Origin of the sequence: Nocardia sputorum, from assembly GCF_027924405.1 — a bacterium.
Classification (GTDB): Bacteria; Actinomycetota; Actinomycetes; order Mycobacteriales; family Mycobacteriaceae; genus Nocardia; species Nocardia sputorum.
Genome location: NZ_AP026978.1, coordinates 625,819 through 651,337, shown reverse-complemented (window position 1 = coordinate 651,337; position 25,519 = coordinate 625,819). Strand labels below are relative to the sequence as shown.

Here is a 25,519-nt window from a genome sequence, read left to right as displayed (position 1 = left end):
AAGTGCCCTTTTCCGGACGATTGACCAGCATCCACATCGTCCGGAGACTCGGCAGCACCACCCGAGCAATCACGCAGTCGGCGCGCCCCTGCTCGTGACCTCGGCGCTCAGAGTTTCTCGATGTCGATCAGGCCGCGCCGCACGGCCGCCACCAACCGGCGCGGCACCTGACGCACAACGCCCCCGACGGTCACCGGCACCAAGTCCACCGGCGCCGCCTTCCAATTCGACCGGCGGCTGCGGGTGTTCGACCGCGACATCCTCCGCTTCGGTACCGCCATCTCAGGATTCCTTTCGCGCGCGCTTGCCGTATTTGCGTTCGAACTTCTCCACACGGCCCTGGGTGTCCAGCACGCGGTGCGCGCCGGTCCAGAACGGGTGCGAGTCCGCGGTGACGTCCACCGTCAGCAACGGGTAGGTGTTGCCGTCGGTCCACTCCACCGTGCGGGCGCTGGTGGCCGTGGACCGGGTGAGGAATCGCTTGCCGGTGCTCACGTCCTCGAAGACCACCGGGTGGTAGTCCGGATGGATACCCTTCTTCACTTCGTCTCTCCTCTCGGGCTTTTCGCTTCCTGCGCGGGTTGCCCCGCCTCCTCGTCGGCCGCGCACGGATCGGCGTGCCATTCGCCGAACGGGTCCTCCCATAGGGCGACCCGCTCGGGGGCGCGTTCGACCAGGCGCAACTCGTCGTCCTCCACCAACGCCCAGTGCAGCGCCTCGCGGATCTCCGCCGGATCGGCGTCGTGCACCAGGATCGACAGCGAGATGTCCCGATCCCCGAACCGCTCGTCCCAGCGCAGGGCGGCCATCGCGCGCCGCTCCGGGTCCACCGTGGACAGTTCCGCTTCCGGCATCGCGGCCAGCCAGCGCCCCGCGCCGCCCACCCGCAGGCCACCACCGGCGGATTCGAGCCACACCACCTCATCGGGCTGGGTGGCCAGCCATACCCGCCCGCGCGCGGTCACGACGCCGTCCAGCAACACGTCGAGCGCCTCGTGCAGGCGCGCGGGATGGAACGGCCGCGCCGCGGCGAACTCCACGAGTTCCACGCCGTAATCACTGGTCAAGGGCGGACGGCCGCGCAGCAGCGGTGCGTGCGCGTCGAACACGCGGCCGCGTCGCGAATCGGCGGGCACGCGCGTGATCAGCGTTTCCACCAGGGCGGGTGTGATCGAGCTCGGTTCCCCCAGCCAGGCGACGGGCGCGCCGGGGATCAGCCTGGCCAGTACGGCCGCGAGCTTGCCACGCTCGGCCGCGGCCTCGCCGAGCAGCGCGGTGTGCGCGGTGACGGCGCCGAGGGCGATCACGGCGTCGGCGAAATCGACCTGCCCGACCGCGACCTGCGCCACCGTGCGGTCGTCGTCGGCGGCGGCGAGACCGCGTTCGGCGAGCGTCTCGTCGCCGGTCGCGTCGGCGAGCCAGGCGCCGGCGTCCAGGCAGGTCAGAACTGCCTCCACCCGCACGTCGCGCCCAGCGGGGCCGTCGACACGGCCGTGCACACCGGCGACCACGACGTGCTCGACGGCTTGACACACCGCTTCTGCCTCGAACGCCGGGTCCAGCGCGAGCACGATGCGCTCCACCGAGTCGCGCCGGGCGAGGGTGCACAGCAGCGGAAGCAGATCCGTCCGCAGGGTGCAGGAGACGCAGCCGTGTGCGAGTTCCAGCACGGCCGAAGTCTCCCGGGTGGCGGTGCGCACCGTGCGGTGCACGATGCCTTCCCGCAGTTGCGTCAGGTCGTGGCGGACCACGACGGTACCCGGCGCCATGCCCAGCACCGCGGCCGCGCGATCCACGCCCGCCGCGGCGAGTCCGGCGAAACCGGTGAGCACCACCACGGGCGTTCTGCGGTCGGACTCGGGTGGTCCCAGGGTGGAATCTGCCGCAGCCACCGGCAACCCCTTTCGGTAACGATTTTCATTTGCTGTCACGTCACGGTACATTGCCGGGCAAGCATTGTCGAAAACGATTGTCATCTACTGGAGGGAGTCCGGATGTCGGCCCATTGCCAGGTCACCGGGCGCAAGCCCGGATTCGGCAAGTCCGTGTCGCACTCGCACAAGCGGACCAGCCGCCGCTGGAACCCGAACGTCCAGCGCAAGACCTACTACCTGCCCAGCGAAGGCCGGCGCGTCACGCTGACCGTCTCCGCCAAGGGCATCAAGACCATCGACCGGGACGGAATCGAGGCCGTGGTGGCCCGGATCCGGGCACGCGGCGACAAGATCTGAGGAGCGACCCATGGCGTCGAAATCCACCGACATCCGCCCGATCGTGAAGCTGAAGTCCACGGCAGGCACCGGGTACACCTACGTGACCCGCAAGAATCGCCGCAACGATCCGGACCGGCTCGTGCTGCGCAAATACGATCCGGTGGTGCGCAAGCACGTCGACTTCCGCGAGGAGCGCTGAGATGGCCAAGAAGTCGAAGATCGCCCGCGATCAGCAGCGCCGGGCGATCGTGGCGCGCTACGCCGAACGTCGCGCGGAGCTGAAGGAGCTCATCCGGAAGCCGGGCACCCCCGAGGCCGAACGCGCGGCCGCCGAGGCCGAACTGCGGCGGCAGCCGCGCGACGCCAGTCCGGTACGATTGCGCAATCGGGACGCCGCCGACGGACGACCGCGCGGTCATCTCCGGAAGTTCGGACTCTCCCGTGTGCGTGTGCGCGAGATGGCCCACCGGGGCGAGTTGCCCGGTGTGCACAAATCGAGCTGGTAGACAACCACTGATCTCGTGAGAAGGAACTCGTCATATGGCAGTCAAGCGAGCACCGTCGAAGAAGGTTCGCGCCGAGCAGGCCCGCCGTCCGAAGAAGAACCCGCTCATCGCCGCCGGCATCGAGACGGTCGACTACAAAGACGTGAACCTGCTGCGTACGTTCATCTCCGATCGCGGCAAGATCCGCAGCCGCCGGGTCACCGGGCTCACCCCGCAGCAGCAGCGCCAGGTCGCTGTCGCGGTGAAGAACGCCCGTGAGATGGCGCTGCTGCCGTTCACCAGCCGGTAGGCGTACTCCGCCCACGAGCGAGCCGAAAGACCCCCGATGCGCCTGCGCCGGGGGTCTTCGTCGTCGCTACCGAATCCGGATCACGGGATGGTCAGCACCTGTCCCGGGTTGATCGCGTCCGGGTCGGGAATGCCGCTGGCGTCGGCGATCTCCTGGTAGCGGTTGCCGTCGCCGTAGAAGCGCTCGGCGATCGCCCACAGGGTGTCGCCCGGCTCGACGGTGTAGGTGCGCGGTTCGGGGGCGGGCGGCGGAGGCGGCACCTCCTCCGCGGCCGGGGCCGCGACCTGCTCGTGCACCGGTTCCGCCGCCGGCTCCGGGGCGGGCAGCGGAGTGTCGGTGTTGGTGCCCGAAGCCCACAGCGCGCCGCCGTCCGCGCCGTACAGCACGACATTGCGATCGGCCTGTACGACCAGCCGCTCGGCCGCCCGGCCGTTGGTCTCGGTCGCCCAGGCAGCGCCGTCACTCTTGTAGAGCACGAAGTTGCCGTCGTCCTGCAGCACGGCCCGCTCCACACCCTGGTCATGCGTCTGGGTGGCCCACACTACATTTCCGCCCGGCTCGGACAGCACTAGATTGCCGTCGTCCTGCAGGGTGAGGGTGTAAGCCCCGCCCTGGAGGGATTGACCCCGCCCGAGTTCTTCCCCTACGCGCAGCGTGTCGGCCACGATACTTCCTTTCCGGAAAAGCTGGTAGAGCATCCGACATGATTTGCGCCGCAACAGCTCTGGCGCGCATCCCCGCAGAACTTACTGCCCTCGAACGTTTTTCGGAGCCATTACGCGCACGGTTCGCGGAAAGTTCACTGTGGGGTTCGTCCCAGTGCACCACGCCCCCGCCGTGGCGATACGCGAACGAGCGCCCGGACTAGGGTGTCGGTATGGATCGGATCCAGGCCGGACGCGCCGCCACAGCTGTCGCCGTAGTGCTCGCCTGTCTCGCCGCCGCGGGCTGCGGCGGCTCGGACGACGAGGCGAAACCGCCGAGCACGAGCGCGACCCCGAGCGCCGCGCCGCGCACGCCGAGCGAGGACCCACGCGGGAACCAAGGCAACGAGTTCACCGCCGATCCGACCATCGTGGGGGCGCATCCGATCCCGTTCCAATCGTGGACTCGATTGGGCGACAACAAGATAGCGGTGAACTTCGAGACCGGATCGCCGGAGTGCTACGGCGTGGACGCCACGGTCACCGAGACCGCGTCGACGGTCACCGTCGAACTGCGCTCGGGCAGCCGCGCCGAGGCGGTCGGCCGGATGTGCACCATGATCGCGGTGTTCGGCACCTTGGCGGTGCCGCTGAAAGAACCGCTCGGCAACCGCACCGTGCTCAGCGCCGTCTAGGACGCCGTACCGCATGGCCGGGGCCTCCGCGCCGCACGGATTCGCCTCCGCCTTCCCCATCCGGGAGGCCAGGTAGCTACCGGCTTGCGCCGATGTTCAGCCGAAGCGCCTTCCGGTGAGCAATCCGCGGCCGCGTCATCGCCGCCGGAACGAAACGCCGCGTCGGACCTTCGATCCGACGCGGCGTTCCAGTACTACCGATCTCAGTGGGCGAAGTGACGGGCCCCGGTGAGATAGAGGGTGACGCCCGCCTCACGAGCGACGTCGATCGTCTCCCGGTCGCGCACCGAGCCGCCGGGCTGGACGATGGCGCGGACACCGGCCTGGATCAAGGTCTGCGGACCGTCCGGGAACGGGAAGTAGGCGTCGGAGGCCGCCACCGAACCTTTGGCGCGGTCTCCCGCCCGCTGGACCGCCAGGCCGACCGCGTCCACGCGGTTGACCTGCCCCATGCCGACCCCGACCGAAGCGCCGTCGTGCGCGAGCAGAATGGCGTTGGACTTCACGGCCCGGCAAGCGCGCCAGGCGAAGGCCAGATCGGCGAGCGTCTCCGCGTCGGCGGGCTCGCCCGCGGCCAGCGTCCAGTGCGCCGGGTCGTCGCCCGGCGCGTCCAGCACGTCACGCTGTTGCAGCAGCGCCCCGCCGCTGATCGGGCGCAGTTCGGCGCCCGCGCGCACCGGTGCCTCGGCGACGAGGATGCGCACGTTCTTCTTGCGCTGCAACACTTCCACGGCGCCGTCGGCGTAGGACGGCGCGACGATCACCTCGGTGAAGATCTCGGCGACCTGCTCGGCCAGCTCCACGGTGACCTCGCGGTTCGCCGCGATCACCCCGCCGTACGCGCTCACCGGGTCGCAGGCGTGCGCCTTGCGGTGCGCCTCGGCGATGTCGCCGCCGAGCGCGATGCCGCACGGGTTGGCGTGCTTGATGATCGCGACGGCCGGGGCCTCGTGGTCGTAGGCGGCGCGCCAGGCCGCGTCGGCGTCGACGTAGTTGTTGTACGACATCTCCTTGCCGTGCAACTGCCGCGCCTGCGCCAGACCGGGGTTGCCGTCGGCGTTGGCGTACAGGGCGGCGGACTGATGCGGATTCTCGCCGTAGCGCAGCACCGCCGACCGCTCCCAGGTGCCGCCGAGCCATCCGGGGAAGCGGGTCTCCGTGTCCTCCGCCGCGTCACCGGCGCTCAACACGTTGGTCATCCAGCTCGCGACAGCCACGTCGTAACTCGCGGTGTGCTGGAACGCCTTGGCCGCCAACGCCGTACGCTCGGCCAGCGTGAAGCCGCCGGACTGCACCGCGGCCAGCACGTCGTCGTAATCGCCGCTGTCCACGACCACCGCCACCGACGGGTGGTTCTTCGCCGCGGCGCGCACCATGGACGGCCCGCCGATATCGATCTGCTCCACGCACTCGTCGGGGGTCGCGCCGCTCGCCACGGTCTGTGTGAACGGGTAGAGGTTGACCACCACCAGCTGGAACGCTTCGACGCCGAGCTCGGCCAGCTGGTCGACGTGCTCTTGCTTGCGCGAGTCCGCCAGGATGCCCGCGTGCACCCGGGGATGCAGCGTCTTGACCCGGCCGTCGAGGGTCTCCGGGAACCCGGTCAGGTCCTCGACCTTGGTCACCGGGATGCCCGCGTCCGCGATCCGGCCCGCGGTGGACCCGGTCGAGACCAGCTCGATGCCGGCGGCGTGCAGACCGGTCGCGAGCTCCACGAGACCCGTCTTGTCGTAGACGCTCACCAGCGCCCTGCTGATCGGCTTGCGTTCACTCACCGGAGAACTCGCTCATCTGGGATAACTGCCTTTCGTCCGTCGGAGACAATGCCTCGCGTCGCGACGGCGGCGACGACCTCCGCCAGCAACCGTCGCTCGACAACTTTGATGCGTTCGTGCAGGGCGGACTCGTCGTCACCCGGCAGCACCGGCACCGCCTCCTGCGCGAGGATCGGTCCGGTGTCCACGCCCTCGTCGACCAGGTGCACGGTGCAGCCGGTGACCCGCGCGCCGTAGGCGAGCGCGTCACGCACACCGTGCGCGCCGGGGAAGGCGGGGAGCAGGGCGGGATGGGTGTTGATGATGCGGCCGCCGAAACGGTCCAGGAAGGCTGGGCCGAGCAATCGCATGAAGCCCGCCGACACCACCAGATCCGGGTTGTGCGCGGCGACCGCTTCGGTGAGCTCGGCGTCCCAGGCGGCGCGATCCGGGAAGTCCTTCACCGCCACCCGGAAATGCGGCACGCCCGCGGCGTCGGCGTGTGTGGTGGCCGCGCAGAGCCGGTCGACACCGACCGCGACGACTTTCGCCGGGTAACCGGGGGCGGCCGTAGCGTCCAGCAGGGCGCGCAGCAGCGAGCCGGTGCCCGATGCCAGCACGACGACGGTGGCCGGCGTAGCTGCGGGCTTCCACGAGGCGTGCGAGGACGTCAGCGCTCTACTCCCTGATCGTTCGGATGGCGGATGGATGCGGCACCGCCGGGTTAGAGCCTAACGACCGTCCACCCGGTCACTGTCCGGCAGGTCCGCCTCGACCACCTCGGCGTCGACGATGTCGGCCCCGGCGTGGTCGTGGTAGCGGACGCGGGTCTCGATCGCGGGCGGCTCGTCGACGAGTTCGGCATCCAGCGGGCCCTCCAGCTCCGGCTGGTCGTAGTCGTAGTGGTCGTCGTCGTAGCCGTCGTCGTCGTGGTAGTCGTCGTCCTCGTAGTAGTCGTAGTAGTCGTCGTAGTCCGCGTCGTCCTCGTCGGAGTAGTCGTCGTAGGGATCGGCGTAGCCGCCCGGCGGGACGCCGACCGGCACCAGGAACCAGCGCGCGAAAGCCAGCCCCGCGTAGCCGGGAATCGCCAGCCAGGCGAACGCGACGAGGGTGAAGATCGGCAGGTCCAGGCCGACCCGTCCGACCTCGCCGAGGTCGCCGCCCGCGACCATCCCGGCCACCGTCAGCGCGAGCGCGGCGAGCGCGGCGGAGGTGAGCGTGGCCCACGGCGCGGTGATCCGGTCGGTGGAGGTGCGCGCGAGGTCGAGCCCCCCGAGCACGCCGACTGCCGCGGGGATCAGCAGCAATACCGGCCACCATCCCGCCGCGGGCCCGGTCGGCACCGCGGCGAGCAACGGAAACGCCGGGATGGGGCCGCCGACCACCGAGAACACCCCGAAGGACGCGACGCCGATCTGCGCGCTCGAACCGACCAGCACGCCGACGGTCTGGATCACCAAGTTCGGCAGGTAGGCCAGCGAGAGCACGGTCAGCCCGACGACGCCACCGAAATCGCCCGCCGATCGGTACATCTCGCCGAGGCGCGGAATGTGCGCGAGGAACGAGATCACCGCCACCGCCGTCGCGCAGACCAGCAGGCGCAGCGTGGAGCGGCCTGCGCCGTAGAGGCCGGAGACCACCCAATCGGGCATTCGCAGCAGCGCGAACAGTTGCTGCCGCAGGCGGACCGCGATACCGATGGCGGCGGCCAGCAGATACAGCGCCGCGACCCACGCGAACGCGGCGAGGGTGTTCGGCGGTTGCAGCGCGATGACCCCGGAGGCGTCTTCGGTGACCGCGAGGCAGACGGAAGTGACCAGCAGCGGACCGCCTACCGCGGCGCCGACGATCCACCCGAGATCCGCCCGGGTGCACTGCGGTTCGACGGCGCGCGCGGATTCCCGCGCGGCCAGCCAGACCAGCAGGGCGGTCGGCAACAGCGGAAGCAGCCCGAGCGAGGTCTTGCCGATCACCAGCGGCACCTGATGCACGGCCAGCCAGGACGCGGCGACCGCGCCGGACGCGCCATCCAGATCGCTGCCCGCCGCCAGCAGCGTGCCGAGCACGAGCACGACGAGGGTGGTCAGCCCGAAGGCCGACGGGCGGCCCGCGACGGCGATGAGCACCCTGGACCGCTCCGGGGTGAGCGACAGAAACCCGGCTTCCTCCGCGTCGGGGTCCGGCTGCGACGCGCGCGACCCGCCGATCCGGCGGGTCGAGGAGTTTCTGGAGGAGCTCATGGCATTTCAGCGTGGCATCCTCCCCGGCACGAACGGGTCAGGCGCGCCGCAGGCACGCGACCGCCGCCGCGGGGAGGATGCCGCTGAATTCCTACTTGTTGTTGTCGTCGTTCGAGGGACGGAAAGCCTGGGTGGCGTCCGAAGAGGGGTCACCGCTCTGTTCGCCGCCGAACGGCTTGTTCTGCTGGCTCGGCTGGGCCTGCTGCTGGCCGTAGCCCGGGGAACCGTAGGGCGACTGCTGGCCGGACTGCTGCTGGCCGGACTGCTGCTGGCCGCCGAAGTGCTGGGTCACGCTCTCGTCCGGGCGCGGCTGCGCGCCGTAGGGCGAACCCGGCTGCTGGGACGCACCGTAAGCCGTGGTCGGCTGGCTCTGGCCGTAAGGGGACTGCTGCTGGCCGTAGGACTGGCCCTGCTGCGCTTGACCGTATCCGGGCTGGCTCTGCCCGTAGGGCGACGGCTGCCCCGCCTGGGACGGGAACTGCGGCGGCGCGGCCTGCGCGCCGTACCCGGACTGGCCGTACGGGCTCGCGCCGTAACCGGGCTGCCCCTGGCCGTAGGACTGCTGCTGGCCCGGTCCGTACGACGGTTGCTGCTGGCCGTAGCCGCCCTGGCCGAAACCGCTCGGCGCGGTGGCCGGGCGCGGTGCGGGCGCCTTGAGGATGCCCGTCTCGAACAGCGTCGCGGCGATCGCCACGGCCGCCTGCACGAAGGCCAGCACGAGCAGGACGAACGCTCCCGCTTTCAGCTCACTGCCCTCGCCGAAGTTGAACGACTGGAACAGCAGCGCGATGAAACCAGCGGTCGAAGCCGCGGCGGCCGCGCCGATCCAGTTCTGCTTCGGCAGCAGCGACAGCCCGGCGAGCAGACCGCCGAGCAGCAGCAGGCCGAGCAGCGGAGTACCGGAGGCCACCTCGAAGAGGTTGGCCGTCTCGGGCGCGCTGACCCGGCGGCCGCCGATATCGACCGGCTTGCTGCCGAGGAACGGCAGGAAGCCGAGCAGGAAGTTGATCACGCCGAGCGCCGCTACGCCGACCACCAGGAAGAACGGCAGACCTTTGGCATCGGAACCGGTAGCGCTCGAACCTGAAGTGGCACCACCCGTGGCCGGGCTCTGGCTGGATGGCGCTGAGGGCGAGGGTGTGTTGTACCCGGAGCCCCCGGTCGGGTAGGACATGTCGTCGTCTCCTAAATCGAGTCGTACATGGTCTTCACGGCTGGATTACTTCTGACGCTACTGCACTCCCTCGCCCAGGTCACCCCGCCGCGACGGCCGGGATGAGCGGATCCGCCCGTATCCCGGCAGGTCGCGGCAGGTGTCCGGCGCGGAGTCTTCAGCGAGACCACCTACCGCTCCTCAGAACTGTTTCCCGCGATGGCGATTTTCACACCCACGGATTCTCAATAGCGGGGAATTCCCGGCGAAAGTCGATGAACCATCCGCCGCGTTGCCTCGTATCAACAAGCGAAGGGGATCACGGATCCCCGGCAGCGCGCCCAGTTCCGCACGTGGCTGGTCAGGACGCTCGGCTGCTGCCCAAGCCTGAGCCCACCGCCACACATGACGAAGGCCGCCCCCCGAATTCGGAGGCGGCCTTCGTGCGCGGAGGAGAGATCAGGCGCTGATGCTGGCCTTCTCGAGGATCTCGCGAGCCAGCGCGGCGGTCTCGGACGGCGTCTTGCCGACCTTCACGCCCGCGGCCTCCAGCGCGTCCTTCTTCGCCTGGGCGGTGCCCGACGAACCGGACACGATGGCGCCCGCGTGGCCCATGGTCTTGCCCTCGGGGGCGGTGAAGCCCGCCACGTAGCCGACGACCGGCTTGGTGACGTTGGCCTTGATGTAGGCCGCGGCCCGCTCCTCGGCGTCGCCGCCGATCTCGCCGATCATCACGATCAGTTTGGTCTCCGGGTCCTTCTCGAACGCCTCGATGGCGTCGATGTGGGTGGTGCCGATGACCGGGTCGCCGCCGATGCCGATGGAGGTCGAGAAGCCGAAGTCGCGCAGCTCGTACATCATCTGGTAGGTCAGCGTGCCGGACTTGGAGACCAGGCCGATCGGGCCCTTGCCGGTGATGTTGGCCGGGGTGATGCCGACCAGCGACTCGCCCGGGGTGATGATGCCGGGGCAGTTCGGGCCGATGATCCGGGTCTTGCTGCCCTTCTCCACGTTGTAGGCCCACGCGTAGGCGGTGTCCTGCACCGGGATGCCCTCGGTGATGACCACCAGCAGCGGGATCTCCGCGTCGATGGCCTCGATGATGGCGTCCTTGGCGAACTTCGGCGGCACGAACGCGATGGACACGTCGGCGCCGGTCTCCTTGATGGCCTCGGCGACGGTGCCGAACACCGGCAGTTCGACCGCGTTGCCGTCCTTGTCGGTGTGCGCGACGGTGGTGCCCGCCTTGCGCGCGTTCACACCGCCCACGATCTGGGTGCCCGCCTTCAGCATCAGCGCGGTGTGCTTGGTGCCCTCGCCGCCGGTGATGCCCTGGACGATGACCTTGGAGTCCTTGTTCAGGAAGATAGACATTCTTTTCGTCCTTACTCGGCCGTCGTTATCGGGCGGCTGCCAGTTCGGCGGCCTTGTCGGCGCCTTCGTCCATTGTCTGCGCCAGCGTCACCAGCGGGTGCGCGGCGTCGGCCAGAATCTTGCGACCCTCGTCGACGCGGTTGCCGTCCAGGCGGACGACCAGCGGCTTGTTGGCCTCGTCGCCGAGGATCTCCAGCGCCTTCACGATGCCGTTGGCGACCGCGTCACACGCGGTGATGCCGCCGAACACGTTCACGAACACGCTCTTGACCTGGCTGTCGTTCAGGATGACGTCCAGACCGGCGGCCATCACCTCGGCCGAGGCGCCGCCACCGATGTCCAGGAAGTTGGCCGGCTTCACGCCGCCGTGGCCCTCGCCCGCGTAGGCGACGACGTCCAAGGTGGACATAACCAGACCGGCGCCGTTGCCGATGATGCCGACCTCGCCGTCGAGCTTGACGTAGTTGAGGTCGTTCTCCTTGGCCTTGAGCTCCAGCGGGTCGGTCGCGTCCTTGTCCGCGAACGCCTCGTGCTCCGGGTGGCGGAATCCGGCGTTCTCATCGAGGGTGACCTTGCCGTCCAGCGCGAGGATCTCGTCCTGCGGGGTGCGCACCAGCGGGTTGACCTCCACCAGGGTGGCGTCCTCCGCGACGAACACCTCCCACAGCTTCTGAATGGTCACGGCGGCGGCGTCCAGCACGTCGGCGGGCAGGTGGCCCTGCTCGGCGATCGAGCGCGCGAACGCCAGATCGACGCCCTTGACCGCGTCGACCGGGACCTTCGCCAGCCGCTCCGGCTTGGTCGCGGCGACCTCTTCGATCTCCATGCCGCCCTCGACGGAGCACATGGCCAGGTAGGTCCGGTTGGCCCGGTCCAGCAGGAAGGAGATGTAGTACTCCTCCGCGATGTCCTTGGCCTCGGCGACAAGGATCTTCTTGGTGATGTGGCCCTTGATGTCCAGGCCGATGATGTTCTGCGCGTGCGTGAGCGCGTCCTCCGGGGTCGCGGCGTACTTGACGCCACCGGCCTTACCACGGCCACCGGCCTTCACCTGGGCCTTGATCATCACCGGCTTGCCGATTTCCGCCGCGATGGCGCGGGCGTCCTCGGCCGTGTCCGTGACGCGGCCCTCGGACGAAGGCACTCCGTGCTTAACGAAGAGCTCCTTCGCCTGATATTCGAAGAGATCCATGTACTCACCGTCTCGTCTGCGTTGCGATGACAACGTCTTTGTTGGCGGCCCGACGTCGGAAGCGGGTCGGGTCGGACTCTAACCAGTCACATGGAGGGCCAATCGGCCACGTTCATCCTAAGTGGCGCAGGTCACCCGGCGTCGCCCGGACCGGCAAAACCCCTGGCCAACGCTACTGGCGAGTAGGTTGCTGGCACCGCGCCAGGTAGAGCGGGCGAACCCATGGGCGGAGCCGGATCTACTACGAATTGTCGTTGAACAACCTCTCCGGGGTGCCCATACAGCAGTGAGTTATTCCACGGGCTAAGCGTGATCAATCTCACATGTTTGTTACGGACCAGCCGCACCGCTTGTCGCCGCTCAATCATTTCGTTACCGTCAATGCGGTCGATGTCACAACACGGTCACGACTAGGAGGACGGCAAGCTTTGACGCAGCACAGCGCTCCGCAGATGGAGAGCCGCTCCGTATTCGACCGATCGACGCCGCTGGTCAGGCGGCTTCCGAGTTCCACCAGCTTCACGATGTGGCACCGCCGATGAACCACAGCTCCACCTTCGCTCTCACTGATCGCTCGCGGACGGGACATCGTTACCGCCCCGACGACGAGCCCTTCGCCCCGAGCGCACACGCCGAACCCTCGTTCGACCAGCACCACGCCGGGTACGAAGCCGCGCCGCAGGCGCAGTACGACTACTTCCAGGCCACCGGCGCCGGCTACGGCTACGACGCCGAACAGCCCGTCCACGACGCGGGCTACGAGCAGCCGGCCTATCAGAACGCGGCCTCCGACGACTCCTGGGCCACGAACAACGCGTGGGCGCAACAGAATTGGGCGCGGCAGGAGACCTGGTCCGACGGCGGCGCATGGAACTCCGGCGACGCGTGGGCCGAACAGGAGGCGTGGGCGCCCGACGAGCGATCCTGGGTGTCCGACACCGGCTGCTGGGCGCCCGAGGAGTCCTGGGCCACCGAGACCGCCGAGCCCGAGGCTCCCGAGGAGCCGCGCACACCCGCCCTCCCGACCGTCATCCCCGGGCGCCGTGCCGCGAACAAGCGCGGCGGCGCGCATCGGGTGGCGGCGCCGCCCGCCGCTCTGAAGGGACGCGCCGCGGTCGCCGCCGTCGCCGCGGGTGCGGTCGTCGCGGCCGGACAGGCCGCGTTCGCCTCGCCCGAGCAGCCGTCGCAGGCGGTGGACTACGAAGCCGCCGGCCAGATCCATGAGATCGCCGCGCAGTCGATGAACGTGGCCGATCCGACGGCGGCGCCGGACTCCCCGCAGGTGCTGAACGTCTCCTCGCCCGCGCACCTCGATCAGTTCAACGACATCCTGCAGAAGGGCCAGAAGTACGCGGAAGACCTCGCTGCCCAGGAGGCCGCGAAGCTTCGCCCGCTCTTCAGCAAGTTCGCCGCGGGCACCTTCACCTCCGGCTTCGGCATGCGCTGGGGCGTACAGCATCTGGGCATCGACATCGCGGGCCCGATCGGTACCCCGATCTACGCCGTCGCCGACGGCACCGTGATCGAAGCCGGGCCCGCCTCTGGCTTCGGCATGTGGGTCCGCCTGCTGCACGACGACGGCACCGTCACCATCTACGGCCACATCGACACCGCCACGGTGTCCCAGGGCCAGCGCGTGCTCGCCGGCGACCAGATCGCCACGATCGGCAACCGCGGATTCTCCACCGGTCCGCACTGCCACTTCGAGGTCTGGCTGAACGGCACCGACAAGGTCGACCCGCTGCCCTGGCTGGCGACCCGCGGCATCAGCCTCGGCCCGCAGCGCGACTGAACGGCGCGCCGTGGCCACGCGCTAGCGGTGGCTCCGGCGCACGGAGTTCGGGTGCCTTACGGCCATCGGGTTCGCGTCGGCCGGGCATTCTCGTCCCCGCACCGCGGATTCGGTACATGACGATGCGCACGATTCCCCCGCGCCCGCCGACGGATTAGCGTCGGGCTCATGGCACGACGTACAACGACGTACACGCAATTCATCGCGATGCCTGCCGAACGGATTTGGAGTGTGCTCGGCGATCCGACGCGATGGCCGGAGTGGAACCCGGGCGTCGCCGCTGCGCGGCTGGACGGACCGGTCGCGGTAGGCAGTACGGGAACCTACGTGCCACGAGGGCGGGCGCATCGCGGTCTGCACGTGCGCACCGCGCTGCCGTTCGTCGTCGCCGCCGTGCGCCCGGAGCGGGAGCTGCGCATCGAACAGTCCGAACCGCTCGGGCGGATGCGGCTGAGCTGGACGCTGACGCCGCGCGACGGCGGCACCGAAATCACCCAGCGATTGACCTTTCTAGGCCTGTCAGCCGGTATGGCTCGGCTGCTCGCCACCGGCTTGCTCGAATCCGATGTGCGGGTGGGATTCGCCCGCTTGGCCTTCGCGGCCGGCCTCCAGCCCGGTGCCGACGCGCTCACGGTGGTCATCCCCGGCGGCACCGGCGGACTCGGCAGGCACGTCGCCGCAGACCTGACCTGTCGCGGCCATCGCGCTGTCATCCTCACTCGTCGTCGCGATCCCGAGCTGCCTTTCGACCAAGCGGAGTGGGACGGCAGATCGGTCGGTGCATGGGTTGCGACGCTGCGTAATCCGGGTCGCACGGCAATCGTCAACCTCGCCGGGAAACTGGTGGACTGCCGTCCGACGGCGCGGAACATCGCCGAATTACGCGACAGCCGAGTCGATTCCACCCGCGCCCTGGTCGCCGCCGCCGCGACACGCGACGCGCCGATCGACTATTGGGTGCAGGCGAGCACTACCGCCATATGGTCGGACGCGGACGAAACCCGCTGCACCGAAAGCACTCCCCTACCCGTCGGGCTACCGCAGATGACCGGCGTCGCCGAACCGTGGGAGCGGTCCTTCGACCCCGCCCACGCCGCACACTGGACCATTCTGCGCACCTCGATCGTGCTCGACCCGCAAGCGCCCGCCTTGCGACGCCTCACCCAGCTCACCCGGGCGGGCCTCGGCGGTCGAGTCGGCTCCGGCAACCAGTGGTTCAGCTGGATCCACATCGACGACTGGCTCGCGATCGTCCGCGCCGCACTCGGCCTCGATCCTGCGATCGAACTGCCCAGCGGAGTTCTGGTGGCCGCCACCGACGCACCGGTCCGCAACCGCGAGCTGATGCGCCTCCTGCGCAAACACCTGCACCGGCCACCCGCCCCACCCACGCCCGCACCCCTACTGACCCTCGGCGCGATCCTCCTCCGCTCCGATCCGGCCCTCGGCCTCACCGGCCGCCACGCCACCTCGGAGGTATTGCCGAAGGCGGGCTTCACCTTCCGCTATCCCACCCTCGACAAGGCGTTGGGGGACCTGCTGCCCCACTGACCAATTCCAGGTGCGTAGAAGGGCCTGCCCCGCCGAGCATGATGGGGCCATGACAGTTTCGCAGCCCCCTCTGGAACCGATGCGGCCCGTAGAGCAGTTGCGGCGCCCGCCGCGAGCCAGGCCCCGAAGACGCATACTCAGTTGGCCGTTCGCGTGGGGACTCGCGCTCGGTATCAGTGTGGGCACGCTCGTGACAGTCGTGACGGCAGTCGGCCTATTCATGCATCGCACCGACACGGTCCGCATATATCCGGCACTGAACGACACGTATGCCGCCGCCGTAAAGCGGACACACAGCCGGATGGACATCGACGCGTACGAGGTATGGCTCGGACCGCTGTTCGAAAGCGGGGTGTCACGCGGTCACGTCATCACGATTCCGCTCGGCTGGAGTACCGAACCACGGATCGACTGGACCCCGGACATGGTTGTCCTGCGTTTCGACCCGGGTGGGGAGATCCGCGTTCCCATCGCGATGGTGCTGGATACTCGCTAGCGGCCATACTCGTCGCTGAGATCTGCCGACCTCATGCCATCGAACCCGTTGAGGGTTGCCCGACGCTGATTCAAACTGAATCCGATTTACACAGCGGCAGGTATGCCATTCTGCCGACGAATAAATCTGGCGCGACGTTTTGCACCATCGTGTATCTGACGTGACCCACTGGGCGGACACGACTTCACAAGGCGGGGATGTCGGTGGCGGCAGTGTCCTCGAAAAGTTCCGGGGCGGCGCGGCGAATCTTGCCCAGCGCAGCGGTGGTACGCGCAGAGTTGACGGAGCGCAGCACAGGTAAGGCAGCCCGCCACATGTTGAGGGCGTCAGTGTGCTTGCCGAGTCTCCAGCGCAATAGGCCGGTTTCGGCAGCGCTGAGGGCCCACACACGGGCATGGGTCTGGGGATTCCAGATACTCGTGCCCAGTTCGTAATAGCGTTCGGTATTGGCGAGGTCACCCAGAGCAAGGAAGGTCTTCGCCGCCTGGTCCACGACCGTGCCCTTGTTCGGGCACCACATCGACACCCAGCGGGGTTGTTCGGCGTGCAGATCCGGAGTCAGGTGTGGTTCGGCGGTTCGCAGGGCCGCCAGTGCCCCTGCGTGGTCGCCGGTTTCGGCACGACAGCGAGCCACGACGACAATTAGCAACGCCGTTGTATCCGGTCCGAGTTGGCCTCGGCCGCGCGCCACGGCTGCTTCAGCGAGGGCAGGACTGAATTTCGGTTGGCCGATGTCTGCTCCCTGCATCGCGAGAATGCGCAGCACCCAAGCGTCTTGGCCGGGCAACTGGCTTTCCTCCGCCAGCCGCAATGCCGAGAGGAAATACCGCTGCGCAATGCCGTCCTCACCGGCATCGTGCGCTTTGAAACCCGCCAGGTAGGCCAGTTCGGCCGCAGAGCTGAACGCGGCGGAACGGACCGTCGAATCGGCGAAGCGCGATCGCAGCAATGAGGCGACATCCGTGCTCAGGAACTCGGCGACAGCGGTCCGGCCGATACCGCCACCCTTGACCTCGTCCAGGCCGAGGAACGCGTCCGTGATCCTCTGCACAGCACGCACTTCCGGCATGCCGACACGCGCCGATTCATCGACTCGCGCCAACCGGGCCATATCCGACTGCGACACCAGCGCTGTCGCGGAAAGCGCCGCGCTGTAGACGGACGTGCGCAGGAACGAGCGGCGATCGACATCGGCTCGGCCCAACATACTGACCAGTGTGACAGGATCGCAGGTCACTTCGCCGCATGCGCGGGCATAGGCCGCGACCACGTCGGGCGAGGCGGCGCGTGTCCCCGTCTCGACATGGCCCAAGTAGCTGCGCGAAAACGGGATCCGCGCCGCTAGCTCGGCGAGTGAGAGCCCCGCTGCCTGTCTGGCGGCTCGCAGACGTTCCCCGATGTCAGGAGGAAACCCCCCGTCCGTCCCCATGCGTGCATCGTAGGCGGATCAGTAGACGCGTTGTAGCCGTTTTCCCAGTCCAGAGCGGAGATTTCCGAGCGACGCTTGCAGCCGCACCCACCCGGCGGGCGCGTCCCTCCCGCCCGGAACGGACGCATCGCAAGCCGTGAGCGGCCTGCGGTGACCATCACCCCGCCGGGTGGCGTGCGCCAAACGACAAGCGAGCACAGCAGGGGTGAAACGCGATGGGGTTCGACTGGTGGCGAGACGGCGAGCAAGACGACATGTCGGCGCAAGCGATCATCGATCGGGTGGCGGCCGAGTGGCGTGCCGCACGGGAACGCCAACGGCTTCGCGCCGAGCAACCCGACGCCGGAATGTGGCCTACCGGGTGGCCGCACGAAGCGCCCGACACTCCATTGAGCGTTACCGAAGCGCACCTGGCCATGCAACGACACAGGGCATGCCGAACCGATCAATGCCCACGCAAGGCGGCGGCCCGGCAGACGCTCATCGAAGCGGGGCGGATGAGGCCGGACACTTCGCGTGAGCCACGCTGAACAGCTGGGAGCGGTATCGGCAGGTGACCGGATGAGTACTCAGCCCGACCGGGCGGCCGCCGACGCGATCTTGTGATCGACGATCGGGTTTGTCGCGCCGGACACTCCGAGCGCACCGATCAGGACTCCGCCCGTTTTGATCAGGACACCGCCGCCGTGCGGCACGAACGGTTCCCCCGAGGACACCGCCCCGGGCAGCAGGTGCCCCGGGTCGTTGAGGGGGGCCATCTGAAGGGTGTCGAAGCCGAGTGCGATCGCGGCGGCAGCTTTGTGCTGGGCGGCGTCGATGGTGGGCAGCGACGCGCCGGGCATGCGTGCGAAGGCCATCAGATTGCCGTCGGCGTCGACCACCGCGATCGTGACCGTTTCCCCCCGGTCGGTCGCGGCTCGGCGGGCGGCGGCGACCAGGGATTCGGCTCGGTCGAGCGAGATCGTCATGGATCCAGAATGACGTACCACCGACGGAACCGGCCGCGGCGACCGCGCCTACGGCGCCGCGGCGATCGCGAGGCCGACCAACGCGACGACCTTGGCGACCTCCAGGCCGATGTACCAGTAGTGCGCGTGCGAGCGCGGCAGTTCCTCGCCCGCGAGTACGCGATCGGACCGGCGGGTCAGCGGCGGGCGAACCACCACGATCTGAACGGCCAGCACGACCGCGGCCACGCCCAACCACACCCACGTCGCTGCACCGGGGCCGACGATCAGTGCCGCGAGCACCAGTAGCGCGGCGAGCACGGCCTCGGCGATGTTCAGCGCGCGGAACACCAAGCGGCCGATGCCGAGCCCCAGCGCCAGCGTGACGCCGGGGGCCCGGAACTTCAGCGGCGCTTCCAGGAACGAGATGGCCAGCACCATGCCGAGCCAGAGCATGGGCAGGAACCACAGGATGTGCTGCGCGATCGTATCCACGTCGCGGACCCTACCGGCGCGAGCCGGACGCGGGCAGGGGCCGAAGGCCCGCGCGGGTCAAAGCTTGACCAAGGTCCGGCTGTACTGCGGAATCAACCGGATCTTGCCCGCGGTGCCGAAATCGATGGTCACCGTGGCCAGCGGCCCGAAGCCCTCCGCGGCGATCACACGGCCGAGACCGTACTTGTCGTCGCTGACCCGATCGCCCACCGCGAGCACCAGGTTCGTGTTGTTGCGGGTCGCGCCGCCGGGAGCGGGCCTGCGCGGCCCGCGATCCCGCAGGCCGGGCCGCGGCTCCGACCATCCGTCGCCGCGCGTCCAGTCCCGCTCCAACCCGTCGTCGTCCCCGCCACGCCGCCGGATGCCGCGCGTCCCGGGCGAGCCGGCGGGCTCCAGCCGCCGCCAATCGATGAGATGACCCGGAATTTCCTGCAAGAATCGCGATTCCGGGTTCGACACCGGCTGCCCCCAGCCGGACCGCACCACCGCACGCGTCAGATACAGGCGCCGCCGGGCCCTGGTGATGCCGACGTAGGCGAGGCGGCGTTCCTCGGCCAGCTCGGTCGGATCGCCGAGCGCCCGCATGTGCGGGAACTGCCCGTCCTCCCAGCCCGTCACGAACACCACGGGGAATTCCAGGCCCTTGGCGGTGTGCAGCGTCATCATCGTGACCACGCCGGAGCCCTCGTCCGGAATCTGATCGGTATCCGCCACCAGGGAGACCCGCTCGAGGAACGCGGCGAGCGAACCGGGATCCGGCTCCCCTTCGCCCACCTCGGGCAGCAGCCCCTCCTGGCGGGCCGCCTCCGCGTTGTTGTGCGCCTCGGAGCTGAACTCCCGCGCGACACTGACCAACTCGTTGAGGTTGTCCAGCCGGGCGCCGTCCTGCGGGTCGTCGGACGCTTCCAGTTCGGCGCGATAACCGGTGCGCTCGAGCACCGCCTCCACGACGTTGCCCACGTCGGGGAAGTCGGAGTCGTCTCGCTCGCCCGCCGCCCGGATATCGTCGAGCAGATCGAGGAAGCCGGCGATGGCCCGCTGCGCGCGCGTGTTCAGCAGCGCCACTTTGCCTTCGGCGGCGTCGCGCAGCGCGGCGGCGAAACCGATCCCGCGCTGCTCGGCATGGACCGCCACACAGGCTTCGGCCCGGTCGCCGATGCCGCGGCGCGGCGTGTTCAGGATGCGGCGCATGCTCACCGCGTCCTCCGGGTTCTCCAGCACCCGCAAGTAGGCGACGATGTCGCGCACCTCTTTGCGCTCGTAGAAGCGGACGCCGCCGACCACCTTGTAGGGCAGGCCCATCCGGATGAATATCTCTTCCAGCGCGCGGGAGTTGTTGTTGGTGCGATAGAACACCGCGACGTCGCCGTAGTTGGCCTCGCCCTGGTCGACCAGCCGGTCGATCTCGCGGGCGACGAACGACGCCTCGTCGTGCTCGTTGTCGGCGACGTAACCGGTGATCAGATCGCCCTCGCCGGAATCGGTCCACAGCTTCTTGTCCCGCCGGTTCTCGTTGCGCGAGATCACCGCGTTGGCGGCGGAGAGGATGTGCTGGGTGGAGCGGTAGTTCTGCTCCAGCAGGATGGTTTCGGCGTCGGGGAAGTCGCGCTCGAACTCCTCGATATTGCGGATGGTCGCGCCGCGGAAGGCGTAGATGGACTGGTCGGCGTCGCCAACCACGCACAGTTCACTCGGCGGCACCCGGTCCTCGGCCCCGTCGTCCACGTGGTGGCCGACCAGTTCGCGGACCAGGACGTACTGCGCGTGGTTGGTGTCCTGGTACTCGTCCACGAGCACGTGCCGGAACCGGCGGCGGTAGTACTCGGCGACCTGCGGGTGGTTCTGCAGCAGCGCCACCGTCTCGCCGATGAGGTCGTCGAAGTCCAGCGCGTTCGCCGAGCGCAGCCTGCGCTGATACTCGGTGTAGACCTTGGCCACCAGGCCGGGCAGCTCCGTGTCGTCCGATTCCGCGTCCGCGGTGGCACGGGCGGGATCGATGAGTTCGTTCTTCAGATTCGAAATCGCGGTCGCGAGCAGGCGTGCCGAGTACTTCTTGGTGTCGATGTCCAGGTCGCGGCTGATCATGGTGAGCAGGCGCCGCGAATCGTCCGCGTCGTAGATCGAGAAGTTGGAGTTCAGCCCGGGCAGCAGCGCGGCCTGGGTGCGCAGGATGCGCACGCAACTGGAGTGGAAGGTCGACACCCACATGCTGTTCGCGCGCGGACCGACCAGCCCGGTCACCCGCTCTCGCATCTCGGCGGCGGCTTTGTTGGTGAACGTGATCGCGAGCACCTGGCCCGGGGTGACGCCGCGGGCGGCCAGCAGATAGGCGATGCGGCGGGTGAGCACGGCCGTCTTGCCCGAGCCCGCGCCCGCCACGATGAGCAGCGGCGACCCGGTGTGCACGACCGCCGCGCGCTGCTGCGGATTCAGGCCGTCGAGCAGGCGTTCGGCCTCCTCGGCGCGACGCTGCTCGCGCTCGACGCGCTGCCGCTCGCGCTCGGCGTCCGTCGGCGGCGCCTCCGGAATGGCGGCAGGCTGCGACCCCTCCGCTGCGTTACCGCCGGCGAACTGCGGTTTCGATGTCGGATCCGGGTGCACGACCCGACCGGCCTGCGTCTTGGGAGCCACCGTGATGTCCATCGCCCATCCACGCTACCGGCGGCCACCGACAGAGATGAAGCCCCGGGTGACATCGGTATCGGTTCGGCGCCGGAGGACTGAACGGCGGATGAACTCCCCCTGGTGGGAAGCACCGGCGAAACGACCTGCGTTTCTCGCGCGATTCCCAAACGTATACGTTTTGCATACCCCCCAGCCCGTGGCACACTGGCGACATGCTCAGCGTTTTCGCAAGACATCCGATTCGGCTGCCAGCCGGACGCCGGGTTCGCGGAGCCTGTACCTGAGCGCACCTTCTGGGGGGACAATCAAGGCCCCACCAGGTCTGTTTCACGGTGAAAGAACTGGTCGGTAACGAGCCGCGAGCACGCGCCGATCGATGTTCTGACACGAGGAGATGAATGATGAGCACCCCTGCCACGACGACCGGATCCGAATCCGCGCTGCCGCAGACCGAGGCCGAGATCGACAAACTCCGCAAGGAGATCGACCGTCTCGACGCGGAGATCCTGGCCGCGATCAAGCGCCGGACGGAAGTCTCCCGGATCATCGGCCGGACGCGCATGGCGTCGGGCGGGCCGCGCCTGGTGCACAGCCGCGAGATGAAGGTGCTGGAGCGTTTCAGCGAGCTCGGCCAGGAAGGCCACACGCTCGCCATGCTGCTGCTTCGCCTCGGCCGCGGCCGGCTCGGCCACTGAACTGAGAGCCACGCGGCGCTCGCGAGACCGTCGCTTCCGAACAGGCCGCCCCGGGTGTGAAGGCCCCGGGGCGGTCGTTTCATGTCCACGGCCGGATGCGGCCGCCTTCGCTCACGTGAGCGCGATGTACTTGGTGGACAGGTACTCCTCGATCCCCTCCGTGCCGCCCTCCCGGCCGAAGCCGGACTCCTTGACGCCGCCGAAGGGGGCGGCGGGGTCGGAGATGACGCCGCGGTTGACGCCCACCATGCCGGATTCCAGGCCCTCGGCGATCCGCAGGGCGCGGTCGAGGTCGCGAGTGTAGACGTAGCTGACCAGTCCGAATTCCGTGTCGTTGGCGGCGGCGAGCCCCTGCTCCTCGGTGTCGAAGCCGACGATCGGGGCGACCGGGCCGAAGACCTCCTCGCGCAGGATCCTGGCCTGCGGCGGGACGTCGCTCAGAACCGTCGCCGGGTAGAACCAGCCGGGGCCGTCGGGCGCCTTGCCGCCGATCAGCACCCGCGCGCCCTTCGCCACGGCGTCGTCCACCAGCTCGCCGACCGTGCGCAGTTGCTCCTCGTTGATCAGCGGGCCCAGCGTGGTGTCCGGATCGGCGCCCGGCCCGAGCCGCACGCTGCTCTCCATCGCCTCGACCAGCTTGGTGGTGAACTCCTCGAGCACGCTGTTGTGCACGTGGAAACGGTTGGCGGCGGTGCACGCCTCCCCGCCGTTGCGCAGTTTGGCCAGCATCGCGCCCTGCACGGCGGCGTCGACGTCGGCGTCGCCGAACACGACGAACGGCGCGTTGCCGCCGAGTTCCATCGAGGTGCGCAGCAACCGGTTCGCGGATTTCTCCACCAGTTTCTTGCCCACCTCGGTGGAGCCGGTGAAGGTGAGCTTGCGCAGCCGGGAATCGTCGAGCAGCGGTTGGGTCACCGCGCCGGAGCGGCTGGAGGTGAGCACCGACAGCACGCCGTCGGGCAATCCCGCCTCGCTGCACAGCTGCGCCAGCAGCAGCATGGTCAGCGGCGTCGCCGAGGCGGGCTTGACGATCATCGTGCAGCCCGCGGCCAGAGCCGGGCCGATCTTGCGCGTGCCCATGGCGAGCGGGAAGTTCCACGGCGTGATGGCCAGGCAGGGGCCGACCGGCTGCTTGTGCACCATGATCCGGCCGGTGCCGGAAGGCGCGTGCAGGTAGCGCCCGTGCACCCGGGCGGCCTCCTCACTGAACCAGCGGAAGAATTCCGCGCCGTAGCGCACCTCGTTGCGGCTCTCCGGCAGCGCTTTGCCCATCTCCAGGGTCATCAGCAGGGCGAACTCCTCCGCGCGGGCGGTGATCCGCTCGAACACCGCGCGCAGGATCTCCCCGCGCTCCCTGGCGGGCGTGGCCGCCCACGAATCCTGCGCCGCGACGGCGGCGTCGAGCGCGCGCAGCGCGTCTTCCGGCGTCGCGTCCGCGACATTCGTCAGCACTTCACCGGTCGCGGGATTGTGCACCGGGAAAGTACCCGCCCCGGTGGCGTCGACCGGCCGTCCACCGATCCACAACTGCGTCGGCACGGATTCGAGAAGTTCACGTTCGGACACCATGACGCCAGCCTATGCCTCCCCGGCGCCAGCGCAGCGGGAACGCGCACCACCGCGACCCGGGGCAGACACGGCGTGTCGCGGGCGGCCGCCACCCGGCGAGTCCGGTGTGGCACAGAGGATTTTCACCTCGGCATCGGCGCAGGTCCGGGCGACTCTCCGCATACGCGCCCGTGCGCGCGGCGATGCCTGCTTGTACTCTCGGCGAACGTGAGCAGCGACATCACCGCGACGGCGGCATGGCGGAAACTGCACGATCACCACGGCACCGTCGCGGGACGACACCTCAGGGAGTTCTTCGCCGACGATCCGGCCCGAGGCGGCGAGCTGACCGTCCAGGTGGCGGACCTGCACATCGACTACAGCAAGCACCGCGTGAACCGGGAAACCCTGCACCTGCTGGTCGAATTGGCCCGCGAGGCGGGCGTGGTCGAGCGGCGCGACGCGATGTTCCGGGGCGAGCACATCAACACCTCCGAGGACCGCGCGGTCGGCCACGTCGCGCTGCGACTGCCCGAAGGCTCGACCATGATCATCGACGGCGTCGACGCGGGCGCCGAGGTGCACCGGGTGCTGCGGCGGATGGGCGAGTTCACCGACGCGCTGCGCTCCGGGGCGTGGCGCGGGGCGACCGGCGAGCGCATCACGACGGTGGTCAACATCGGCATCGGCGGGTCGGACCTGGGTCCGGTCATGGTGCACCAGGCGCTGCGGCACTACGAGGACGCGGGCATCGGCGCGCGGTTCGTCTCCAACGTCGATCCCGCCGACCTGGTCGCGAAGCTGGACGGGCTGGATCCGGCCACCACGCTGTTCATCGTCGCGTCCAAGACCTTCTCCACCCTGGAGACGCTCACCAACGCGACCGCGGCCCGGCGCTGGCTGGTCGCCGCGCTCGGCGAGGACGCCGTGGCCAAGCACTTCGTCGCGGTGTCCACCAATGCCGAACGGGTCGCGAAGTTCGGGATCGACACCGACAACATGTTCGGGTTCTGGGATTGGGTCGGCGGCCGGTACTCGGTGGCCTCGGCGATCGGCCTGTCGGTGATGGCGACCATCGGCAAGGAGCGCTTCGCCGAGTTCCTCGCCGGCATGCACGCGGTGGACCGGCATTTCGCCGAGGCGCCGCTGGAGGCGAACGCCCCGGTGCTGCTCGGGCTGCTCGGCGTCTGGTATTCGAATTTCTTCGGCGCGGAATCGCACGCCGTGCTGCCGTATTCGAACGATCTCGCCCGTTTCCCCGCCTACCTGCAGCAGTTGACCATGGAGTCCAACGGGAAGTCGGTCCGGGCCGACGGCACCCCGGTCACCACCGCCACCGGCGAGATCTTCTGGGGCGAACCGGGCACCAACGGTCAGCACGCCTTCTACCAGTTGCTGCACCAGGGCACCCGGCTCGTCCCGGCGGACTTCATCGGATTCGCGCAGCCCACCGACGATCTGGCGACCAGCGACGGCACCGGCAGCATGCACGACATCCTGATGAGCAACCTGTTCGCGCAGACCAAGGTGCTCGCGTTCGGCAAGACCGCCGAGGAGATCGCCGCGGAGGGCACCGATCCGGCGATCGTGCCGCACAAGGTGATGCCGGGCAACCGTCCCTCTACAACCATCCTCGCGCCGCGGCTCACCCCGTCCGTCGTAGGCCAGCTCATCGCGCTCTACGAGCACCAAGTCTTCGTGGAGGGCACCATCTGGGGCATCGACAGCTTCGACCAGTGGGGTGTCGAACTCGGCAAGCAGCAGGCGCTCGCCCTGGCCCCGCTGCTCACGGCGCCGGAAGACCCGCAGGCGCAGGACGATTCGTCGACCGACTCACTGATTCGCTGGTACCGCGCGCACCGCTGAGCCCGGCCCGCGTCC

At 69.1% G+C, this 25,519-nt stretch carries 25 protein-coding genes; 10 read left to right on the top strand and 15 right to left on the bottom strand.

Annotated elements, in window-relative coordinates:
* Window positions 1-107 precede the first annotated feature (107 nt).
* From rpmF to mrf, 3 genes are read right to left on the bottom strand one after another with little or no spacing between them, the layout of a single operon-like run.
* A complete protein-coding gene (rpmF, locus tag QMG86_RS02790) occupies window positions 108-281 on the bottom strand; it encodes a 50S ribosomal protein L32 (protein WP_281877501.1) in 174 nt (57 codons plus the stop codon).
* A gap of 1 nt (window position 282) precedes the next feature.
* Entirely contained in the window at window positions 283-543 is a 261-nt protein-coding gene (locus QMG86_RS02785) for a type B 50S ribosomal protein L31 (protein ID WP_281877499.1), read from the bottom strand.
* Window positions 540-1,892, bottom strand: coding sequence for a ribosome hibernation factor-recruiting GTPase MRF (gene mrf, locus QMG86_RS02780; RefSeq protein ID WP_281877498.1), 1,353 nt, complete (start codon window positions 1,890-1,892; stop codon window positions 540-542). The genes QMG86_RS02785 and mrf overlap by 4 nt, the downstream gene beginning before the upstream one ends.
* Window positions 1,893-1,994: 102 nt before the next feature.
* Here mrf and rpmB point away from each other — a divergent pair, with 102 nt between their 5' ends.
* From rpmB to rpsR, 4 genes are read left to right on the top strand one after another with little or no spacing between them, the layout of a single operon-like run.
* Entirely contained in the window at window positions 1,995-2,231 is a 237-nt protein-coding gene (rpmB, locus tag QMG86_RS02775) for a 50S ribosomal protein L28 (protein ID WP_043697994.1), read from the top strand.
* A 10-nt stretch (window positions 2,232-2,241) separates the two neighbouring features.
* A complete protein-coding gene (gene rpmG / locus QMG86_RS02770; protein ID WP_019049259.1) occupies window positions 2,242-2,412 on the top strand; it encodes a 50S ribosomal protein L33 in 171 nt (56 codons plus the stop codon).
* A 1-nt stretch (window position 2,413) separates the two neighbouring features.
* Window positions 2,414-2,719: a 30S ribosomal protein S14 gene (gene rpsN, locus QMG86_RS02765; RefSeq protein ID WP_281877495.1), complete on the top strand. Its 306-nt coding sequence runs from the start codon at window positions 2,414-2,416 to the stop codon at window positions 2,717-2,719.
* Window positions 2,720-2,753: 34 nt separating this feature from the next.
* The gene (gene rpsR, locus QMG86_RS02760) at window positions 2,754-3,008 is read left to right on the top strand and encodes a 30S ribosomal protein S18 (RefSeq protein ID WP_011211513.1); all 255 of its coding nucleotides are present in this window, start codon (window positions 2,754-2,756) and stop codon (window positions 3,006-3,008) included.
* 80 nt (window positions 3,009-3,088) lie between these two features.
* On the opposite strand, the gene QMG86_RS02755 is transcribed toward rpsR, so the two are convergent.
* On the bottom strand, window positions 3,089-3,673 hold the full coding sequence (locus QMG86_RS02755) for a LysM peptidoglycan-binding domain-containing protein (protein WP_281877493.1): 585 nt from the start codon (window positions 3,671-3,673) through the stop codon (window positions 3,089-3,091).
* Between the two features lie 212 nt (window positions 3,674-3,885).
* Between QMG86_RS02755 and QMG86_RS02750 the strand changes: the two genes are divergently transcribed.
* Window positions 3,886-4,347 carry a hypothetical protein gene (locus tag QMG86_RS02750; RefSeq protein WP_281877489.1) on the top strand — a complete coding sequence of 154 codons (462 nt, stop codon included), beginning with the start codon at window positions 3,886-3,888 and terminating at the stop codon, window positions 4,345-4,347.
* Between the two features lie 203 nt (window positions 4,348-4,550).
* Here QMG86_RS02750 and purH read toward each other — a convergent pair whose 3' ends face one another.
* From purH to sucC, 6 genes are all read right to left on the bottom strand, one after another.
* Window positions 4,551-6,122: a bifunctional phosphoribosylaminoimidazolecarboxamide formyltransferase/IMP cyclohydrolase gene (gene purH / locus QMG86_RS02745; RefSeq protein WP_281877487.1), complete on the bottom strand. Its 1,572-nt coding sequence runs from the start codon at window positions 6,120-6,122 to the stop codon at window positions 4,551-4,553.
* Complete coding sequence (gene purN / locus QMG86_RS02740) at window positions 6,119-6,775, bottom strand: phosphoribosylglycinamide formyltransferase (RefSeq protein WP_281880735.1); 657 nt, start codon at window positions 6,773-6,775, stop codon at window positions 6,119-6,121. The genes purH and purN overlap by 4 nt, the downstream gene beginning before the upstream one ends.
* A 57-nt stretch (window positions 6,776-6,832) precedes the next feature.
* A complete protein-coding gene (locus QMG86_RS02735) occupies window positions 6,833-8,341 on the bottom strand; it encodes a cell division protein PerM (RefSeq protein WP_281877485.1) in 1,509 nt (502 codons plus the stop codon).
* Between the two features lie 91 nt (window positions 8,342-8,432).
* The gene (locus QMG86_RS02730; RefSeq protein WP_281877483.1) at window positions 8,433-9,515 is read right to left on the bottom strand and encodes a DUF5336 domain-containing protein; all 1,083 of its coding nucleotides are present in this window, start codon (window positions 9,513-9,515) and stop codon (window positions 8,433-8,435) included.
* A 438-nt stretch (window positions 9,516-9,953) separates the two neighbouring features.
* Window positions 9,954-10,868 carry a succinate--CoA ligase subunit alpha gene (gene sucD, locus QMG86_RS02725; RefSeq protein WP_063021449.1) on the bottom strand — a complete coding sequence of 305 codons (915 nt, stop codon included), beginning with the start codon at window positions 10,866-10,868 and terminating at the stop codon, window positions 9,954-9,956.
* 25 nt (window positions 10,869-10,893) lie between these two features.
* Window positions 10,894-12,060: an ADP-forming succinate--CoA ligase subunit beta gene (sucC, locus tag QMG86_RS02720; protein WP_281877481.1), complete on the bottom strand. Its 1,167-nt coding sequence runs from the start codon at window positions 12,058-12,060 to the stop codon at window positions 10,894-10,896.
* 538 nt (window positions 12,061-12,598) lie between these two features.
* Here sucC and QMG86_RS02715 point away from each other — a divergent pair.
* The 3 genes from QMG86_RS02715 (at window position 12,599) to QMG86_RS02705 (ending at window position 15,899) form a co-directional block, all read left to right on the top strand.
* Entirely contained in the window at window positions 12,599-13,852 is a 1,254-nt protein-coding gene (locus QMG86_RS02715; RefSeq protein WP_434086149.1) for a M23 family metallopeptidase, read from the top strand.
* A gap of 168 nt (window positions 13,853-14,020) precedes the next feature.
* Window positions 14,021-15,403 (top strand): DUF1731 domain-containing protein, encoded by a 1,383-nt coding sequence (locus tag QMG86_RS02710; protein WP_281877479.1) that lies wholly within the window; start codon window positions 14,021-14,023, stop codon window positions 15,401-15,403.
* Window positions 15,404-15,452: 49 nt separating this feature from the next.
* Window positions 15,453-15,899, top strand: coding sequence for a hypothetical protein (locus QMG86_RS02705; protein ID WP_281877478.1), 447 nt, complete (start codon window positions 15,453-15,455; stop codon window positions 15,897-15,899).
* Window positions 15,900-16,083: 184 nt separating this feature from the next.
* Here QMG86_RS02705 and QMG86_RS02700 read toward each other — a convergent pair whose 3' ends face one another.
* From QMG86_RS02700 to pcrA, 4 genes are all read right to left on the bottom strand, one after another.
* Window positions 16,084-17,328, bottom strand: coding sequence for a helix-turn-helix domain-containing protein (locus QMG86_RS02700; protein ID WP_281877477.1), 1,245 nt, complete (start codon window positions 17,326-17,328; stop codon window positions 16,084-16,086).
* Between the two features lie 569 nt (window positions 17,329-17,897).
* Window positions 17,898-18,296, bottom strand: coding sequence for a GlcG/HbpS family heme-binding protein (locus tag QMG86_RS02695; protein WP_281877476.1), 399 nt, complete (start codon window positions 18,294-18,296; stop codon window positions 17,898-17,900).
* 48 nt (window positions 18,297-18,344) lie between these two features.
* Window positions 18,345-18,770, bottom strand: a complete 426-nt coding sequence (locus QMG86_RS02690; RefSeq protein ID WP_281877475.1) for a hypothetical protein — start codon at window positions 18,768-18,770, stop codon at window positions 18,345-18,347.
* Between the two features lie 57 nt (window positions 18,771-18,827).
* Complete coding sequence (gene pcrA / locus QMG86_RS02685; protein ID WP_281877474.1) at window positions 18,828-21,413, bottom strand: DNA helicase PcrA; 2,586 nt, start codon at window positions 21,411-21,413, stop codon at window positions 18,828-18,830.
* 383 nt (window positions 21,414-21,796) lie between these two features.
* Between pcrA and QMG86_RS02680 the strand changes: the two genes are divergently transcribed.
* Window positions 21,797-22,090, top strand: a complete 294-nt coding sequence (locus QMG86_RS02680; protein WP_159843126.1) for a chorismate mutase — start codon at window positions 21,797-21,799, stop codon at window positions 22,088-22,090.
* Window positions 22,091-22,201: 111 nt separating this feature from the next.
* On the opposite strand, the gene QMG86_RS02675 is transcribed toward QMG86_RS02680, so the two are convergent.
* Window positions 22,202-23,659, bottom strand: a complete 1,458-nt coding sequence (locus QMG86_RS02675) for an NAD-dependent succinate-semialdehyde dehydrogenase (RefSeq protein WP_281877473.1) — start codon at window positions 23,657-23,659, stop codon at window positions 22,202-22,204.
* 207 nt (window positions 23,660-23,866) lie between these two features.
* Here QMG86_RS02675 and pgi point away from each other — a divergent pair, with 207 nt between their 5' ends.
* Entirely contained in the window at window positions 23,867-25,504 is a 1,638-nt protein-coding gene (gene pgi / locus QMG86_RS02670; RefSeq protein ID WP_281877472.1) for a glucose-6-phosphate isomerase, read from the top strand.
* The last annotated feature ends 15 nt before the right edge of the window (window positions 25,505-25,519 follow it).